The following is a 16809-nucleotide window of genomic DNA, read 5'->3' as shown; positions in this document are numbered from 1 at the left end:
GCAGGAAACGGCAAAGAGGAGCCGACCGTGTCTCTCACTGGAGTGAGTCAAGTGATCACCGTCGAGGGGATGACCTGCGGCCATTGTGAACAGACAGTCGAAGAGGCACTCCGAGGCGTGTCTGGTGTGACTGACGCTACCGCCGATCGTGAGGCCGAACAGGCGAGCGTCGATGGTGACGCCGACGTCACGGTTCTCGTGCAGGCAGTCGTAGACGCTGGATACACAGCCCACGCCTGATACTGATTACTCCCGTCTCTTACCGCCGAGCGCCGCCAATAGGGATGGCGCTCGGCGGTAACAAGTGAGAGTAATCAGTATGAGAGACCCAGCTCGTTCGCGGACGACCCTCGTTCTCTTTCGAGTCCGCCTGCCCTGATCGTACCGCGAAAGCCGAAGTATCATACCTAGGATGGATTGACATCTTCTGGCCGCCGACACGGGGCCTTTGCCCGCGTCGGATGGTGGGGATTACTCCCCGTGTTACGGGCTCCGGAGACCCGTGGTTTCGGAGGCAATTCAGCAGCGACACCGCCGGAGCTCTCTAATAAGCGGGTCTTATCGACCTCGGCATAGACTCCGATATGGTACAAAAATCGGCGGACAGGAGTAAGCCGATCGAACGCAGACCAAGACGACGTATAACAAAACTGGACCGGGGAGTGGGGGACGTGTGGTTCACGCGGGGACCAGCGAGCGGAGGACAGTTCGGCAAGCGAAACACGAGTTCGGCAAGCGAAACACGAAACTGGATCTGAGATACAATACTATGGAAGCTTCAAGAACGAAACTTATCGCGATCGTATTAGCGGCGGTGATGATGACCTCCGTCGTGGGAATGGTCGGAGCACAGGAGACACAGCAACAGACCGACTCACCGATGGACACAAACGCCACGGTGGCGTTCTCTGATCAGACGACGGACGGCACGTCGGTGACCGTCGATTCGGTGAATATGACAGACGGCGGGTTCGTTGTGATCCACGACGACAGTCTACTCGAAGGGGAGGTCACCGGGAGCGTGGTCGGCGTCTCGGAGTACCTCGAACCCGGGGAACACGATAACGTCACTGTCACGCTGTTCGATGGCGTTCCGGGAGCGACGTTCAACGAGACGGAGCTCACCGATAACGAGACGCTGATCGCGATGCCGCATCGCGACAGGAACGCCAGCGAGACCTACGACTTCGTCGCGACCAACGGATCGGAGGACGGTCCGTACGTCGACAACGGGACGGCGATCACCGACTCGGCGAACGTCACCGTGGAAACCCAGATGACCACCGGTGAATCGTTTGTCGTGACTGATCTGAGTGCTCCGGAAGTCATCGAACGGAACGATACGCTGAACGTCAGTGCAACCATCGAGAATCCCAACGACGAGGCGGACACACAGACCGTAGAGTACCGTTTCGACGGTAACGTGTCGATCCGCGAGGAAGTCAGCCTCGATGCCGGCGAGTCGACGACTATCACAACCTCCGTCAACACGTCAGCCGTCACTGCCGACAGGTACATCCACGGCGTGTACACGCGAGAGGACGGACAGCCCGCCCAGGTCCTGATCGTCGACGAAATCGCCTCCTTCGGGGTCACGGACCTCACTGCGCCCGAGTCGGTGACCGTTGGCGAAAACGTCACAGTGAACGCCACCGTCACGAACCCCAACGAGTTCGCCAACGAACAGCCGGTCGAGTTCCGGTTCGACGGCGCCCTCGTGGAGACCCGAACCGTCGACCTCGACGGCGAGAGCTCGACGACCGTTCAGTTCCAAATAAATACCGAGGGGACTCCCCCGGGGATGTACATCCATAGCGTCTTCTCGAACGACTTCGGACAGGACGCGATCATCACGGTCGAAGTCCCGGACGACGGGGATGACGGAGACACCGGAAACGAAACCAGCACACCCGAAGACGGTACTGACGGAGACACCGGAAACGAAACCAGCACACCCGAAGACGGTACTGACGGGGACACCGGAAACGAAACCAGTACACCCGAAAACGGCGCTGACGGGGACACCGGAAACGAAACCACTGCACCCGGAGAGGACACCGAAGAGGGCGACTCCGGTGAAGAGGGTACCGACGCGGAACCGACAGCACCCCCCGAGGATGCGTAACTAACCTGGGTCCCCAGGTTCGCACTTTCAGCCGAGTCCCGCATACTCGGCGTTTATTTCCCATCGATACCGGGATGCTCCGTCGGGACGGGCGAACGGCTGGGTTGAGTCGTCACAAGGCGGAGAGATTCGCTGTTTCCCTTCCTAGGCCAACGACGAGCGCCGTCTGGCGTTCGTACGTAGACAGAACGCGTATTGTCATATGTGGACAGAACGCGTCGTTGCGGTGAATCGCCTCGGGGTCAAGCCCCGAGGCTTCCCGTTTCTACGACGTGACTTGCAGACACACACTGAAATTCAGGTGTGTCCGTAGCGGTCACAGTCTCCACGGGCGTGTCTTCGGGCCATCCCAGCCCTAGTTCAGAAAATCCGCTCTTGAGAACGTTCATCGCCGCGTTCGCGTCTCTGTCCGTCTCGAAGCCACAACTCGGACAGGAGTGTTCCCTGACCCAGATTGGTTTCGCCGTTTCCACACCGCACGACGCACACTCTTTCGTCGTCCCTTCGGGTTCAACCTGCTTGACGTGACAACCGTACAGGTCAGCCTTGTATTCGAGCAGAGTGATGAACTGTCGCCACGCCGCATCCTGCTTGTTGCCAGCGTTGTGCGACTGCTCCAACATCCCCTTCACGTTCAACTCCTCAACGAACACAGCGTCGTACTCGCGGACGAGCCACGTCGTAATCTTGTGCTGATAGTCCACCACCTTCTGCTTGATGTGGCGCTTCACCTTCGCCACTTCCCGACGTTGCTTCTCGTAGTTGTTCGACCCCTTCTCCTTACGAGACAACTTGCGTTGTTCGCGGCGAAGACGCTCGTGCTCGTCTTTGAGGTCGAGCCAGACCACGGTCTTGCCGTCGCTCGTGTGGATGTAGTTGAGGATGCCGAGGTCGATACCTACGCTGTTGCTCGCGTCAAGCGAGTCCACGTCGGGCTTCTCGGGCAAGTCGGCGTCGTCGGTTTCGAGGCCGAGGGAAACGAACCACTCGCCGGTGGTCTCCTTCTTGAACGTGACTTCTTTGATGGTTGCTTGGTCGGGAATCGAGCGGTGGTAACGGATTTTGACCCAGCCGATTTTGCTGAAACGGACGTAAGCATACCTGTCGCGCCCCCTCTTTTCATCGAGGTCGAAACCGGACTGGTTGTACGTCACGCTCCGGTACTCGGTGGGTGATTGCCGTTTGAGTCGACCAACGTTGTACCCTTTCTCTTTCTTCTTGCGAAGGTTCGAGAGGTTCCGATGGAAGCGAGCGACGGTGGCTTGTGCGGCCTTCGAATGCAGGTCGCTGAACACCGGCCACTTTCGCTTCCATTCGGGGAGTTTGTTGTTCTGGTCGTACTCACTCGGTTTGTCGTCCTCTGGGGCTTGTTCGTAGTCCCAGCGAACGTGGTTGTAGAGTTGGCGATGAACATTCAGATGGTGTTCCAGTCGCTCCGCTACCTCTTGTGTTGGACAAGCTTGATAGCGGTAACTGTACTCCATCGCTGTCCCGTGATTACGGATGTGTCGTCTTAATGGTTTGTATCCCTGCGTGTCGGCCTCATCCCCGAGGTCAAGCCTCGGGGTATTCGCCTTGACCGCCGATAAATAGCAGCGGGCGTGTGGTTCTCGACAGAGACGCCGACAGACGGGGTCCACCTTCGAGTGACCCGTTCGGTCCTCGTCGCCGCCCACCTTTTTTCGAACTGCTCGCCGAGTTCCTCCTCGGAAAATCGGTGCTGGAAGAGGTCACCCGATGAAAATCAGAGACCACAGATCGAGGAATTAGTCCCGATAGCGGCCGCTTCCGACCTCCAGTTCGCCCCGCACGAAGTACCAGCCACGGCCCGGCCCCAGCAGTTCCGTGTGGGCCCGTTCGCGGTACTCGTTGCCGGTCCACTCGCCGGCGATCCATTCGTTGCGGCCGGCCAGGTGCGCGGAGACGTACACCGTCGTGTCCTCGGGTGCTCCGTAGGTGGCGTACATAGGGGTGTCGTACTCGAAGCAGCGGTGGCGCTCCTGGGAACCGTACATACACTCGACCGGCGTGCGGTTGAACTGCGGAGAGAGCAGTGGCTCCGTTCCGAACAGCGCTGCCGTATCGATTGGTTCCCCGCTCGGGGCAGTCACGGAGAACGTGAAGGTGCCGTCATCGACTACGCCCATCGATGGGTTCGACGGATCGTACTCCGACTCGGGAATTGCTTCGCGCCACCCCATCGTCTCGTTCGCCACCTCGCGGTAGTACACGCGATTGACCTCGATGCGGTCGGCGCTGATGGCAAGCATCCGTCCGTGCTTCGTGTCGACTAATTCGTACGTGAAGTTCACACGCGAGGGGTCACCGTCGTATCCGCGGATTGCAGGGGTTTCGCGGCGATACTGGACGTCCTCGACGAACCGCTCGCCGAGTTCCGCCTCGCCGCTCGTCTCCGGCACCGGCACGTAGAACGTCGCATTCGACAGCGTCTGGTCCGCAGAGATCGTCACCTGATACTCGTAGGTACTTTGTTCGGACTGCTCGGCGCGTTGCTGGCCGAGCGCGTACACCCCGCCGAGCAGCAACCCGAACGCGACGACGACGGCGACGACCCCAATGCCGACACCACGCCAGTTGACGGTGCTGTCGGGGCCTCGCGTGACGTAGCGATACCCGAGGATGGCGACAGCGGCACCGGCGATGAACCCGATCGGAAGGGCGACGAGCAGCGACAACCAGATGAACGCCTCGAGCACGACAGCGACGATAACGGTGACGACGGCGAACATCAGGACTCCGGCGACAAGACTTCCGGCAACGACGCCCCATCTGGGCTCGTGACGGTCGCCCGGATCTTCTTTTGACGGTCGGGCGCCTGCGAGAAGACTGCCGAGCGTGCCTCCGATGCTCGCAACGAGGACTTGCCCGAGAGAGGCCGCAAACGACAGCAGTGCAGCGACGCCGAAGCCCGCGAGCGGCGATCCGGGGGCGAACGGCAGATCCCCGAAGCGGGTGAACAGAATCACGCCTGTGACGACAGTGCTGAGTGCTGCCATAACCACCCCAGCGACGGCACCCGCGACCAGCCCTCGCTCGGTGTCGTCGCCTTCGAGATATCCTGCGACGCCACCGCCCAGGAGTGGCGCGACGAGGAGAACGAGCGGAACGAACCCGAGCGCCGCCCCAGCCAGGCCTCCGATTGCTCCGTTTCGGAGGGCCTTGCGCGTCAGCAGAGGCATACAGGATATGACTCTATGTGATCACAAAAAACCCGTACTCACTCCGGTCGAGGAGACGACGACACGGCTGCTGGTACGCTCGCGCATCCGGCTGCTCGCGAAGCCGATCGACTCACCCGGACGGAAACGGTCGCGAGGGGGAGTGATCCGAAAGTCGAGAATCGACGACCACTCGTATGTCGCAGACTGGGGACATCCCACGGAAGCAGTACAGACTCGACAGCAAGCCCACCGGGGGACGCTGGTGGTCCGCGAGGGACTGGGCGGACGTCGAGAACTAAGGGCGTCCGACCCGGACTTCCAGGTCGGATGGCGAACATCCACGAACTCATCGATATCGGGACCATTCAGGTGAGTGCAGGCCTCCTGCGCGATTCGAAGTTCTTCGCCCGATCCCTCGACTCCCCACCGCTCGTCGAGGTGGCGAGTGAATCGGAGGCCACGGTCGACGATCTCAGTACTGCTGGTGAGCGGACCGTCCCCGTCGACACACCGATCGGGACGTTCGAGGCGGCGTATCTGCCCTGGCAGTGGCGTGGCCCGGACTATCCGACGCTCATCTATCACCACGGGAGCGGCGAGCGACCGTTCGACTTCGGGCGGTTCAGTTCGAACTCGTTCCGGCGGTTGTTCGTCGGATCCGACGATGCGATTCCAGCCAACGTCGTCGCCGTCAGAGCACCGTTCCACGACGGATCGAATATGGATTACGCCCGGGCGATGGGCGAACTCGAGAACTTCGTCGGGATGCTCGCCGCCTCAGTCGTCCTCATCGACGCGCTCGCCACAACGGCGAACGATCGAACCACTCGCCCGGTCCTCGTATCGGGTATCAGCCTCGGTGGCTGGGCCGTCAACCTCCACCGAGCCTGCTTCGACACCGTCGATCAGTACGCTCCGATCTTCGCCGGGGCCGCGCTGGGCGAGATGTTCGTTTCGTCCATCTATCGGAAGATGACAGCCGGGGAAGTCCAGAGACGCCCGGATCACCTCCGTGAGGTACTCGGCTTCGAGGAGGAGTTCAGGGCCGTCGAGTCGGCCAACTGTGCGCCGCTTCTCGCGAGGTACGACCGTATCATCGAGTACGACAGCCAGCGACCGAGCTACGCCGGGATGTCGCTCGCGGTGCTGAATCGCGGGCACGTCACCGGTGCGCTCGCCACAGCGCCCCTCCGGGAACACGTGCTTGGTGCCATTCCAGACACGGACGCCGGGGCAGAGATTCCGCACACAGACGCCAAGACGGCGGCGAACGATCAGTAACGACCACCGTCAACGACACCGTGTAGTCGGTGGGTTTGGACCGCTCGAGGCGGGCAGTCATCGTCGTATTCATCGATCGACCGCTATCGATGGCGGAGGTCGGGGCTCGTAAGCGACGGGTCGAACTGAACGGCACCCTCGCGCCAGTTGACCCACAGAAGGGTGAGGCCGAGACCGATTCCAGTGGCAACGATTCCGATGAGGCCCGCTTCCGGGCCAAACTCCCCTCCGGTGAGTAGTCTGCGACCGGATTGCTCGATGGCCACCAGAGAGACGCCGTTTTTCGTCCCACTGACGGGAAATCCGTAGACCGTCCCCTGAAAAAAGTTCCACGTCGTGTGGAGGCCGATCGGAATCGCGAGTTCGCCGGTCAACACGTAGCCAGCCGCAAGCGTGAGCGCCGCGAGCATAATACCGACCGTACTTGCGAGCGTTGCGTTCGGGTTTCCGGCATGTGCCACCCCGAAGACGACGGAGGTAAACAGCGTGGCAAGCCCGACTGCAGCCGTCCCACGAACCCGCTCGAACCACGTCAGTCCCTCCGCGATGTTCGTGATAAGATATCCCCTGAACAGGAGTTCCTCGTAGACACCCACGGCCGCGAACGTGACGAACCCCCAGGCGAACCACGGCCAGAAAGCAAAGTCAGCACGCGCGATGAAAAACAGCTCTCTGACAGTGATCCAGCCAGCCAGCAGTTCGACGACGAACACCCCTGTCATCAGCACAGCCCCCAATCCGAGGCCGAACCCAAGATCGACCCACCAATCCCGGTCGAATCGAAACCCGAAATCCCGGAACCACCGCCGATCGAGGAACCGGCCGGCAAGATACACGCTGCCGACCATCACGACCAACTGTCCCGACACGAAGACCAGATTCCGGGCCGCAATCCGGGTTTGATCACCTGGACGTCCCGGCCTGAACAGTGCGACCACGGATTCGATCGATCGGCTGGAGAGGATGCCGACGGCCGTCGTCACGAGGATACCGAGGACGACCAGCAGAGCAAGCCACAGTACCAGTCGCCACGGGAGCCGCAGTCGGCGCGTCTGTTCGTTCCAGACGATGGCTTTCCCACGTTCGAGCATTATCTGTTAATGATGTCAAGTTAATTGATAATTCTATCGCCCTGAAAATTTGGTGGTGATCTAGAGAAAGGCCGGTAACACAAATATCATAATGAGATTGATAATTCCGTGGGTGAGCATACTGGCTACTATGTTGCGACTCCAGACGTACACGCCCACGAGTACAACCGTGAATACTGCCTGTGGGATCGCGCCGACGAGACCCCAAGACGGAAAATGAACCGCGAGAAAAACGAACCCGCTGACGACAGCTCCGACCCAGACACTACCAGTTAATTCTGTCAGCCGTTCGATCGGGTAGCCCCGCCAGAGTATCTCTTCGGTGACGACGGCCGTCCCGACGACAGCGATCTGGACTGGGAGGGAGAGTTGACCGATCGCCGACAGTGTCTCCGGTTGTTCGAGATTTAGGGTGACGACGGCGACACCAGTCACGAGGAGGCCGAGCACGGCCCCACCGAGACCAGCACCCAGTCCGACAGCTACCTCTTTGCGGTCGGGTACCCGGAGACCGATCGAGGGTAGCTGCCGCCGCTCCCAGTAGACGACGAGAACCAGAATAGTGCCGACCAGTAACCAACTGGCAAGGGAGGTGGCTAGAAACGAACCGGCTGCCGACACTTCGACCCATCGCAGAAGACCGAGCCGTCCAAGCAACGGAGTTCCGAACAGGGAGAGAATCAAACCGACGAAAACTGGAAAAGACAGGGATGCACGCGACTCGCGTCGAGCTTTGTCAGGCCCCATCTTAGATCCGCCCTCGGTTGGATGTGACTGCAGGATATGACAAATATATGTGGGTCCGTTACGACCCGCGTTCACAGGAATGTAGTCAGTAGACATCTTGCCTTGTTTTGCCGCTAGCTGACTGTAGTTTCAGACGCTCTCACAGGAAAATACCGTCAAGCTAACCGGGAATTGGACGCCGTCTGGCGATATGGGATCGCTCAGACGGCTCGCTCGGATGTGTCGAGATCTTGCCAAACAGCACGTAGATGACCCTGACGTACCCGCCGCGCCGAACGGCGCGGACGGGTACGCCAAGTGGACACAGATTGCGTTGATTTTGTTCCGCGTTGAGTTGGAGAAGAGTCTTCGTGAGACTGAAGACTACCTCAACGAGATGCCCGGTATCCTCGCCGTATTTGATCTCAACGAGGCACCACACTACAGTTCGTTCTGCCGGTGGGAAGACGAGTATCGGATGCGTGAACTCCGCCGCCTGCTCCGCGCTTCGGCGGAGCAGGCGGGCTGGAGTGGTGAAGCCGCAATCGATGCAAGTGGCTTCCAGCGTGATCAGACCAGCTATCACTACCGTGACCGTGCGAACTACTCGTTCCAGTCGATGAAGACAACCATCTTGATCGACGTGAACTCGCTAGCGATCAAAGACGTTCATTTCACGACACAGAAGGCGTGGGACGGCCACATCGGGATGCAGGTCTTCCGCCGGAACGCGGAAGACCTGCGTGTATTGTCTGCTGACGCGAACTACTCGTGGGGCGAACTCCGTGAGGAGTGTCGCTCGAACTCAACGCGACCACTGATCAAGCACAGGGAACAAACACCGTTGCAGAAGGCCCACAACGCCCGAATGACCGAGGATTACAACCAACGCTGGATGAGTGAGACGGGCTTCTCGCAGTTGAAAGAAGACGACGGCGAGAAGCTCCGCTCCCGGAGCTGGCACGGCCAGTTCCGGGAGCTGACTCGGAAGTGCATCGTCCATAACCTAACGCAGGCGGCGAGTTAGGGCTCGCCGCCTGCTCCCCTTCTCCGGACGTATCCGGGAGAGGCATCGCCGTCGTCACCGAAACAACGAAGCAAGATACCATAGTTTTGACCCTTCGGCAACCGCTGTCAGTAACAGCCGCTGTATCTTCTGACTGTAAGAACGCACCTCTGACAGCGTGAGACTACAAACAATCGACCCTACCCCGTCGCTGTCTTGCGTTCAACAAGGCAAGACATCTTGTACTTCGACATCGCTTCGGACCGCGCTGTCAGGTTCACAGATCCACAAGCGGGCGCGCCTATCCACTTTGCAGGGGCGGTTGGTCGTGAGACAGATGTGCCCGATTCATCGGAGAAAATGACCGGCGGGGTTAGTCGGCCGCCTGGCCGCCATCAACCGGGATAGTGACGCCAGTCACGAAGGACGCGTCCTCGGAGCACAGGAACGCCACGACACCGGCCATCTCCTTTGGGTCGGCCTGACGTCCCATCGGCACGTCAGACATAGTACTCGTATCGAAGGGCAACTCACGAGGATCCGACCCGCCTGCCATCGTTTCTTGGATGTTCGTCTCCGTTGGCCCGGGCGCGATCGCGTTGACGCGGACGCTGCGGTCGGCGTATTCAAGCGCGGCCGTCTTCGTCAGCCCAACGACGCCGTGTTTACTGGCAACGTAGTTCCCGAGTCCACCCATCCCGACGAGTCCCGCTTCGGACGCTGTGTTCACGATGACTCCCCCGCCCTGTTCTTCCATCACGGGCAACTCCGCCTTCATTCCGGCCCATACACCTTTCAGATTGACGTCGATGAGTCGCTCCCAATCATCCTCCTCGATATCGGTGATGTCTTCGAGCCCGGTGAGAATACCGGCATTATTGACGGCAATATCAAGCCCTCCGTACGTATCGACAGTGGTCTCAACCAACTGCTGAACTTCTTCAGGATTAGCAACGTTGGCCGATACAAAGGTGGCAGACCCACCGTCGTCCTCGACAGATGCAACCACCGCCTCGCCGCGCTCTTCGTTTACGTCAGAGACCACTACATCAGCTCCCTCGTCAGCGAGGCGTTGGGCTATTGCACGTCCAATTCCCGATCCGGCTCCAGTGATGAGTGCTGTCTTGTCCGAGAATCGGTCCATAATTCGACCTCCATCAATACCTTCATCATAAGTGTATATATACTCGTGGGGCGTGTTATCTCGCCTCACTCTCGGGCGATAAAATGAGGCCGGTTCCGACTTCCTGCTTGAACTGCCTTTGAGGCCGTTCTCCCTGAATGTTTATTTCAATAGAGTGTGAGTTCGTGACCGTTAGAGCGGTGACTGCGCAACGCTGCTAAAACGCAATCGACCGATGTCCCGATCGCAAACAGTGACTGATGCCATCGCTGGTACCCAACAGCCGAACGCGTACTCGCGACGCACGGTACTTCGCGGCCTCGCAGCGACAGGCTCTGCGGCGGTCGCCCTCCAAGGAATGTCCAGCAGAGCGAGCGCGATTGAACCCAGCCAGCAGGAACAGTCCAACGGACTGCTATCCGACCCAGAATCCTTCGAGACGTTTCTCGATGGCGTGATGAACACCCAACTTGAGGCCCACGACATCCCCGGTGCGACCGTCGCAGTCGTCGATGGTGATTCGACGTTCACGAAGGGGTACGGTGTCCGGGACGTCTGGACCGACGCGCCGGTCGAGGCCGCCGATACGCTCTTTCGCATCGGATCGACGTCGAAACTCTTCGCGTGGACGGCAGTTATGCAGGGTTTCGAGGCTGGTCGGGTCGATCTTGAAAGTGACATAAACGAGTATCTCGACGATATCACGATACCGGACACGTACGACCAACCCATCACCCTCGATCACCTTGCGACTCATACTGCGGGATTCGAGGAACGCGCTCGTGGAACGTTTGTCCTGAACGAATCGGATCTGCGTCCGCTCCCGACGATGCTCAAGAACGAGCGACCGGCAAGAGTTCGGCCGCCGGGTGAGTTTACTGCCTACTCGAACTACGGGGCCGCGCTTGCCGGTTATATCGCCGCCACGACTGCCGGGTCGTCGTTCAGTGAGTATGTCGAAGCGGAGATTTTCGAGCCGCTCGGGATGGATCAGAGCACGTTCGACCAGCCCGTTCCCGATGCTATCGACGGGACGCTCTCGAAGGGGTACACGACCCCGAACGGTCGGTATCAGGAGGGCAATTTCGAGTACGTCGGTATGGCGCCAGCTGGATCGATGAGTACAACAGCGACCGATATGGCGCGGTTCGTCCGTGCCCACCTGCAGGGTGGCGCAACCGGCCAGGGACGCATCCTCGAGTCCGATTCCGTAGCGACGATGCACCAGCGGCGATTCGGCAACGACGATCGACTGAACGGAATGTGCTTTGGGTTCTACGAACTGAGCCGGAAAGATGTGCGTATCGTGGGGCACGCGGGCGACACCGAGCAATTCCACAGTTTAGTGGCCCTGCTTCCGGAGCACGGGGTCGGGCTCTTCGTCTCGTACAACAGCCCTGGTGGTATCGAAGCCAGAGACGAACTGCTCGACGCACTGATCGACGAGTACTACCCGAGCGAAGAGAGCACATCCCAGCCCGATGGCGAGCCAACGCGGGTGAGTGACGTGACCGGGACGTATCGCACACTCAGGTCTCCATACACCACGTCGGAGAAACTGTTGGGCGTGCAGTCGAATGTCACTGTCTCCGTCGATGACCAGGGCCGACTCGTCACGACCGGCCCCGGCGGGTCGACGCAGTGGGTCGAGGTGAACGACCTGTATTTCGAGGCGGTCGATGGATGGGACGCGCTTGTCTTTGAGGAGACCGACGGCGAGATAACCCACCTGTTCTTCGACAGCAGGCCTCCCTCAGCCTATGAACGACTCGGGGCCAGTGAGCAACCGGCAACGCACGCAGCCATCGCCGGCCTGAGCATCCTGGTCTTTCTCGGAGCCGTCCTCGGATGGACGGCGACGGGTCTCTGGCGATGGTACCGTGGCGAGACGCGAGAACGACCGACCTCCCCACTGCGGCACACTCGTCGGATCGCTGGACTCACAGCGGTGAGCTATCTGGGGTTCGTGATTGGATTGGCCGTCGTCGTGTTAAGCGATCCACAGGCGGCCCTCCTCGGGAATCCGCTACCGTTGCAGGTCGTCCTGCTGTTCCCGCTCTTGGGAGCCCTCGCGAGTGTCACGACGCTCGTCCTCACCGGGTTTGCCTGGCAGCGGGATGTCTGGAGCCGCCTGACGCGAGTTCAGTATACCGTGGTCGGCCTCACAGGTGTCATCTTTGCGCTCGTTCTCGCGTACTGGAACCTCCTCTGGTATCAGGTGTAGCGGCGTAACGTTCCCGAAAAGGAGGTCTGTTGAAATCCTCAGCGAGTTATAGGTTCGCCCGGTAGTGCAACCGAATGCAGTTCTTCCAGAAATCGTAGTTACTCCAGTTCGTCGAACAAGCATATCACTCGGCTCGACGAACTGTCACTCGCTACGCCTCGAAGTTCTCGAAACGGAGGTACACACTCCACCCAACACGTTGTCTTGCTCTGTCTCAACGTACAGAAGAATACGACGTCCCGGATGCTTCATGACGAACTGATCGAGATCGCGGGTGTTCACCCGCTCATCAAGCATCAAGAATTTTTATCACTCCACAAAGCAGGGAAGCTCAGCTGGACCCTGCCCTATACGATCTGCGCAGTCAGAACGAGAGTGTAAACCCCCGGCTAAAACACGAGTACCGTGCGTTTGTCCGCTCAAGCCACTGGTGGAAACAGTTTCGGAACTCACCAGCACCTGTCTCACGAAGAACCTCGACCGATCACTCTCATTGGTGAATAAAGAGTGCTCACCTATTGTTCAGTCCAGTGGATGTCTTCTGTATAAACCATCAATCCAGCACAAGGACTCTCATAGAGTCTCGGGACCATCTTGTTCTCGCAGGTCTCACGGTCAAATCAACCCTCCAGGCTTGTCATTCCCGGGCATCTCTCGAAGTACTATTTACTGTTGGAGACATTTGATGACGTTGGGAACACTACAACCACTTAACACCGATAAATCCGTATGTTCGGACATTATGGATCGGCAAGAAGCCAAATCCCGTCTCGAATCCAGATTGCAATCTGCCGTCGAAGACAATCGCGATCTCCACTCCGGGTACTTGTTGGTCCATTCCGATAGCCGTGACCTGCATTGGAATATGGCCACCGGACAGACGGGAGATATCGAAGCCGTTCCGGAGCAACCATACTACGCAGCCAGCATCGGCAAGAGCTTCACGTCGACAATCGTGGGCATACTCTCGGACGACGGCCAACTCAGTTTCGACGACCCCATAGCAGAGCATCTATCGAACTCGGTTCTCGACGGCCTCCACACGATTGACGGGACAGACTACACAGACGAGATTCGGATCCGTCATCTCCTCGGTCACACCTCCGGACTTCCACATTCCCTCCCCGAAGGCGGAAAGATGTTCTTGAACACTCGGCTGGAAGAATCACCCGAGGGGAAGACACTGTTCGACGAGATGTTGGCGGACCCGGACCGGACGTGGGAACCGGAGGAGACGATCGAATGGGCAACTCGAAATCTAGAGCCCCACTTCCCGCCTGGGGAGGACTGCTACTATTCGGAGTTCGGGTACAATCTGCTCGGACTGATTATCGAAAGCGTGACCGACCAACCGTATCACGAGGCCCTGAAGGAGTTCCTTTTTGGCCCATTGGAGATGGCGCATTCGTACTTACCCCCATTCTCAGAACCCGCAGTAGACAGCGAGCTCCCCACAGCTCCATTTTACATCGACGAGACGAAGATCGATGTGGACACCGTGCCTTCGTTGAGCGCCTTCTATGCCGGTGGACAGACCGTCAACACCGCAGAAGAGCTATTCAAGTTCCATCGAGCCTTGGTTGAGGGAGAACTCGTATCCGACGAGACGCTCCAGGAGATGCGGCAGTGGAACAAACTGTGGCAAGGAATCGACTACGGCTACGGCTTCGTCCGCATTCGCCCCTTCCCGTTTCTCAAACGATTCCACTCGTGGGGTGGACTCGGTGCGAGTAGCGCATTTATCGTATACAACCCCTCGATTGACGTCTATCTGATCGGAACATTCAACCAGTGGTCGTATATGCGGAAGAGTATGATGTTTCTCTTCCGAACGCTCCGTTTGATCTCGAAGGTGAAGCGGGCCTGACGATAGCTTCCCAAGCGATAGGAGAATCACTCGGACGTCAGTGTTCTACTGCCGCCGATCACCAACCTATCGAGAGAATGAGCTGCGACGCTGTAGGAGAAAAAGAACACGACCATCACGAACAGTTCGGCGAGGTCGAACGCGACGACGTCCACGGTGGCGACAACGGGGATCAGCGACAACAGAGCTTCGACCGCACGGTCGAACGTTATCACGGCGACGGCAGTACCGGCGATCAGGGCCAGGAGATATCCCGTCGTTCGCAGTGACGACGGAGTGACGCGTGACCACACCCGCAGTTGGTACTCGTCGTACGTACCGACGCCGAGCGCCGCGAGTTGACGCCGTACTTGGTCGATTGCGGTCACCACCAGCACGAACCACAGTGCGGTCGCGAGCCCGAACCGGACGAACGAGGGTGATAGATCGAGAACCGTGTCGCTGAACACCGTGACGATGGCCGGGGTCACGCGATCGACGAGGACGTAGAACAGGAGATAGCCGAGGCCTGCCTCTATCGGTCCGTAGGCCGGGAACTGGCTATCTTCCTCGTCAACGTGACGAGTCTCGCCTGCGACAGACATACTCATATGTGACCGATGGCAACGAGCGTCTTCAAGTATGCTACCGCTTGCCGGACAGTGAGGACCGACCCTTTCGTCCGGAGATCCTCACATTCGCCGAGAACCATCTGTATTGATAACGTTTCTCCACCCTACCCGAGGGTATGAACATCGCGATTCCCACGCAGTACATCACGACTGCCCTATTGGTGGTCATAGTCGTTGGGGTCGCTGGATGGGGAGCACCGTTCGTACTGACGCCGAATGCAGGCGGAAGTGGGTACACTGTCGAGCACGTCTACATCGAGGCTGACGACCGCATCACGACAGCCACACTGTATCTTCCCGATGGGGACGAGCCATCCCCGGGCATCGTGTTCGGGGCCGGATCGGGGACCGCACCCGCGCTATATCACAACTATGGGGCGGCACTCGCCATAAACGGCTTCGCCGTTCTGATCGCCGGGCAAACGAGAGAACTGGAGGCCGGAAAACCGATCCGCTGGGAGACCAGACGCGAGTCGTCAGTGCTGTTCGAACGGGCGAAAGCGGACTACCACAACTGGGTCTCATATCTGGCGTCGCATCCGCGAGTCGACGAGGAACGAATGGTCCTCGGCGGCCACTCCGGCGGTGCCAACAGCGCGTACCGGGTCGCATACGAACGGCCCGATACCGACGGTGTCGTCGCCATCGCCGGCCGCTTCCCGCCCGAACGTAACGACACGCTGCAGACGAATCTCCTGCTGGCGACCGGAAGCGACGACTCGCTGGTCCCACCGAGCAAACTTACGAACGTCTCCGCGGAACTGACTGGCACCCCGCTCCAACCGGGCCAACAGGTCGGCTCGTTCGAGGACGGAACCGCCCGCCGTGTCGTGGTCGCTGAGGGCGCAACCCATCTCTCGGAATCCGACAACCCCGTATTGGTCCGTGAGACGACCGACTGGGCACTCCAGTCAATCGGCGAGTCACCGCCTGCAGACCTCGGAATCACCGTCCGCTCGATTGGATCGGTTGTCTACCAGTTCCTGTTCGGGCTCGTCGGCGTCCTCGCCGCCACAACGCTGACGAAACGGGTCGTCTCGATGCGTTTCGACGACCGGCGACAACGGGACGCTGTCGTCGCCGCTACGTGGCTTGTTGGCTTCGCGACGGTCGTCCACACGACGGTCTCCCAGCGGATCTACCACGTCGGACCGATGCCCGAGCAGGTACTGAAGTACGTCTTGCTGGCCGGCCTACTGCTCGCTGTCGGCGTCGCTCTCGACCGCCTGGCGTCGCGGATATCGTGGACCGACACGACGGTCGGCTCGTCTCTGCTCGACCTCGGCTTTCTTCTGCTCCCCGTCGGCGCGTTCGTACTCCTCTCGACTCGATTCGTCACGTTCCAGCTCGTGACGACCGTCGTTCTCTCCTCGTTCGTTCTCGTCGTGCTGGGCGTGTTCCTCGCCGAACTCGCTGTCTTGAATGTGCAGCGTCGGGCCCGCTGGATCGTAGTCGGACTCACTGTCCTCTGGCTGATGCCGGCGATCGTGCCACCATACCTCTGAGGCCCTGGTATCATTCTGCTGATCACCGCCAGCGATACCTCTTTGACGAATGTACGGCCGTTATGGAA

At 59.4% G+C, this 16809-nt stretch carries 13 protein-coding genes and 1 pseudogene; 8 read left to right on the top strand and 6 right to left on the bottom strand.

The window, feature by feature from the left end; all coding sequences use genetic code 11:
- Window positions 1-42: 42 nt before the first annotated feature.
- Both RJT37_RS19250 and RJT37_RS19245 read left to right on the top strand, forming a co-directional pair.
- Window positions 43-240, top strand: coding sequence for a heavy-metal-associated domain-containing protein (locus RJT37_RS19250; RefSeq protein WP_313690207.1), 198 nt, complete (start codon window positions 43-45; stop codon window positions 238-240).
- Between the two features lie 580 nt (window positions 241-820).
- Window positions 821-2125 carry a DUF7282 domain-containing protein gene (locus tag RJT37_RS19245; protein WP_313690204.1) on the top strand — a complete coding sequence of 435 codons (1305 nt, stop codon included), beginning with the start codon at window positions 821-823 and terminating at the stop codon, window positions 2123-2125.
- 242 nt (window positions 2126-2367) lie between these two features.
- Here the strand turns inward: RJT37_RS19245 and RJT37_RS19240 are convergent, their stop codons facing one another.
- The gene (locus RJT37_RS19240) at window positions 2368-3609 is read right to left on the bottom strand and encodes an RNA-guided endonuclease InsQ/TnpB family protein (protein ID WP_313690399.1); all 1242 of its coding nucleotides are present in this window, start codon (window positions 3607-3609) and stop codon (window positions 2368-2370) included.
- Window positions 3610-3891: 282 nt separating this feature from the next.
- Window positions 3892-5325, bottom strand: a complete 1434-nt coding sequence (locus RJT37_RS19235; RefSeq protein WP_313690202.1) for a DUF8147 domain-containing protein — start codon at window positions 5323-5325, stop codon at window positions 3892-3894.
- Between the two features lie 309 nt (window positions 5326-5634).
- On the opposite strand from RJT37_RS19235, the gene RJT37_RS19230 reads away from it, so the two are divergent.
- Window positions 5635-6588, top strand: a complete 954-nt coding sequence (locus tag RJT37_RS19230; protein ID WP_313690200.1) for a hypothetical protein — start codon at window positions 5635-5637, stop codon at window positions 6586-6588.
- Between the two features lie 83 nt (window positions 6589-6671).
- Here the strand turns inward: RJT37_RS19230 and RJT37_RS19225 are convergent, their stop codons facing one another.
- Window positions 6672-7679, bottom strand: coding sequence for a CPBP family intramembrane glutamic endopeptidase (locus RJT37_RS19225; protein ID WP_313690199.1), 1008 nt, complete (start codon window positions 7677-7679; stop codon window positions 6672-6674).
- Between the two features lie 60 nt (window positions 7680-7739).
- Window positions 7740-8522: a CPBP family intramembrane glutamic endopeptidase gene (locus RJT37_RS19220; protein ID WP_313690197.1), complete on the bottom strand. Its 783-nt coding sequence runs from the start codon at window positions 8520-8522 to the stop codon at window positions 7740-7742.
- A 94-nt stretch (window positions 8523-8616) separates the two neighbouring features.
- Between RJT37_RS19220 and RJT37_RS19215 the strand changes: the two genes are divergently transcribed.
- A complete protein-coding gene (locus tag RJT37_RS19215; RefSeq protein ID WP_313684617.1) occupies window positions 8617-9432 on the top strand; it encodes an IS5 family transposase in 816 nt (271 codons plus the stop codon).
- A 352-nt stretch (window positions 9433-9784) separates the two neighbouring features.
- Here RJT37_RS19215 and RJT37_RS19210 read toward each other — a convergent pair whose 3' ends face one another.
- Entirely contained in the window at window positions 9785-10555 is a 771-nt protein-coding gene (locus RJT37_RS19210; RefSeq protein WP_313690194.1) for an SDR family NAD(P)-dependent oxidoreductase, read from the bottom strand.
- A 214-nt stretch (window positions 10556-10769) separates the two neighbouring features.
- On the opposite strand from RJT37_RS19210, the gene RJT37_RS19205 reads away from it, so the two are divergent.
- The 3 genes and pseudogenes from RJT37_RS19205 to RJT37_RS19195 all read left to right on the top strand — a co-directional run bounded on the left by RJT37_RS19205 (window position 10770) and on the right by RJT37_RS19195 (window position 14625).
- A complete protein-coding gene (locus RJT37_RS19205) occupies window positions 10770-12758 on the top strand; it encodes a serine hydrolase (protein WP_313690192.1) in 1989 nt (662 codons plus the stop codon).
- 98 nt (window positions 12759-12856) lie between these two features.
- Window positions 12857-13248 (top strand): annotated as a pseudogene (locus RJT37_RS19200) (hypothetical protein); the annotation flags it as partial.
- 252 nt (window positions 13249-13500) lie between these two features.
- Complete coding sequence (locus tag RJT37_RS19195; RefSeq protein WP_313690397.1) at window positions 13501-14625, top strand: serine hydrolase domain-containing protein; 1125 nt, start codon at window positions 13501-13503, stop codon at window positions 14623-14625.
- 26 nt (window positions 14626-14651) lie between these two features.
- On the opposite strand, the gene RJT37_RS19190 is transcribed toward RJT37_RS19195, so the two are convergent.
- On the bottom strand, window positions 14652-15215 hold the full coding sequence (locus tag RJT37_RS19190; RefSeq protein ID WP_313690191.1) for a hypothetical protein: 564 nt from the start codon (window positions 15213-15215) through the stop codon (window positions 14652-14654).
- 137 nt (window positions 15216-15352) lie between these two features.
- Here RJT37_RS19190 and RJT37_RS19185 point away from each other — a divergent pair, with 137 nt between their 5' ends.
- The gene (locus tag RJT37_RS19185) at window positions 15353-16741 is read left to right on the top strand and encodes an alpha/beta hydrolase family protein (RefSeq protein WP_313690189.1); all 1389 of its coding nucleotides are present in this window, start codon (window positions 15353-15355) and stop codon (window positions 16739-16741) included.
- Window positions 16742-16809 lie beyond the last annotated feature (68 nt).

The sequence above is a fragment of the Halobellus marinus genome (assembly GCF_032113415.1).
Lineage (GTDB): Archaea > Halobacteriota > Halobacteria > Halobacteriales > Haloferacaceae > Haloquadratum > Haloquadratum marinus.
Note: the sequence above shows the minus strand (reverse complement) of the source record. Positions and strands in the feature narration are given on the sequence as shown.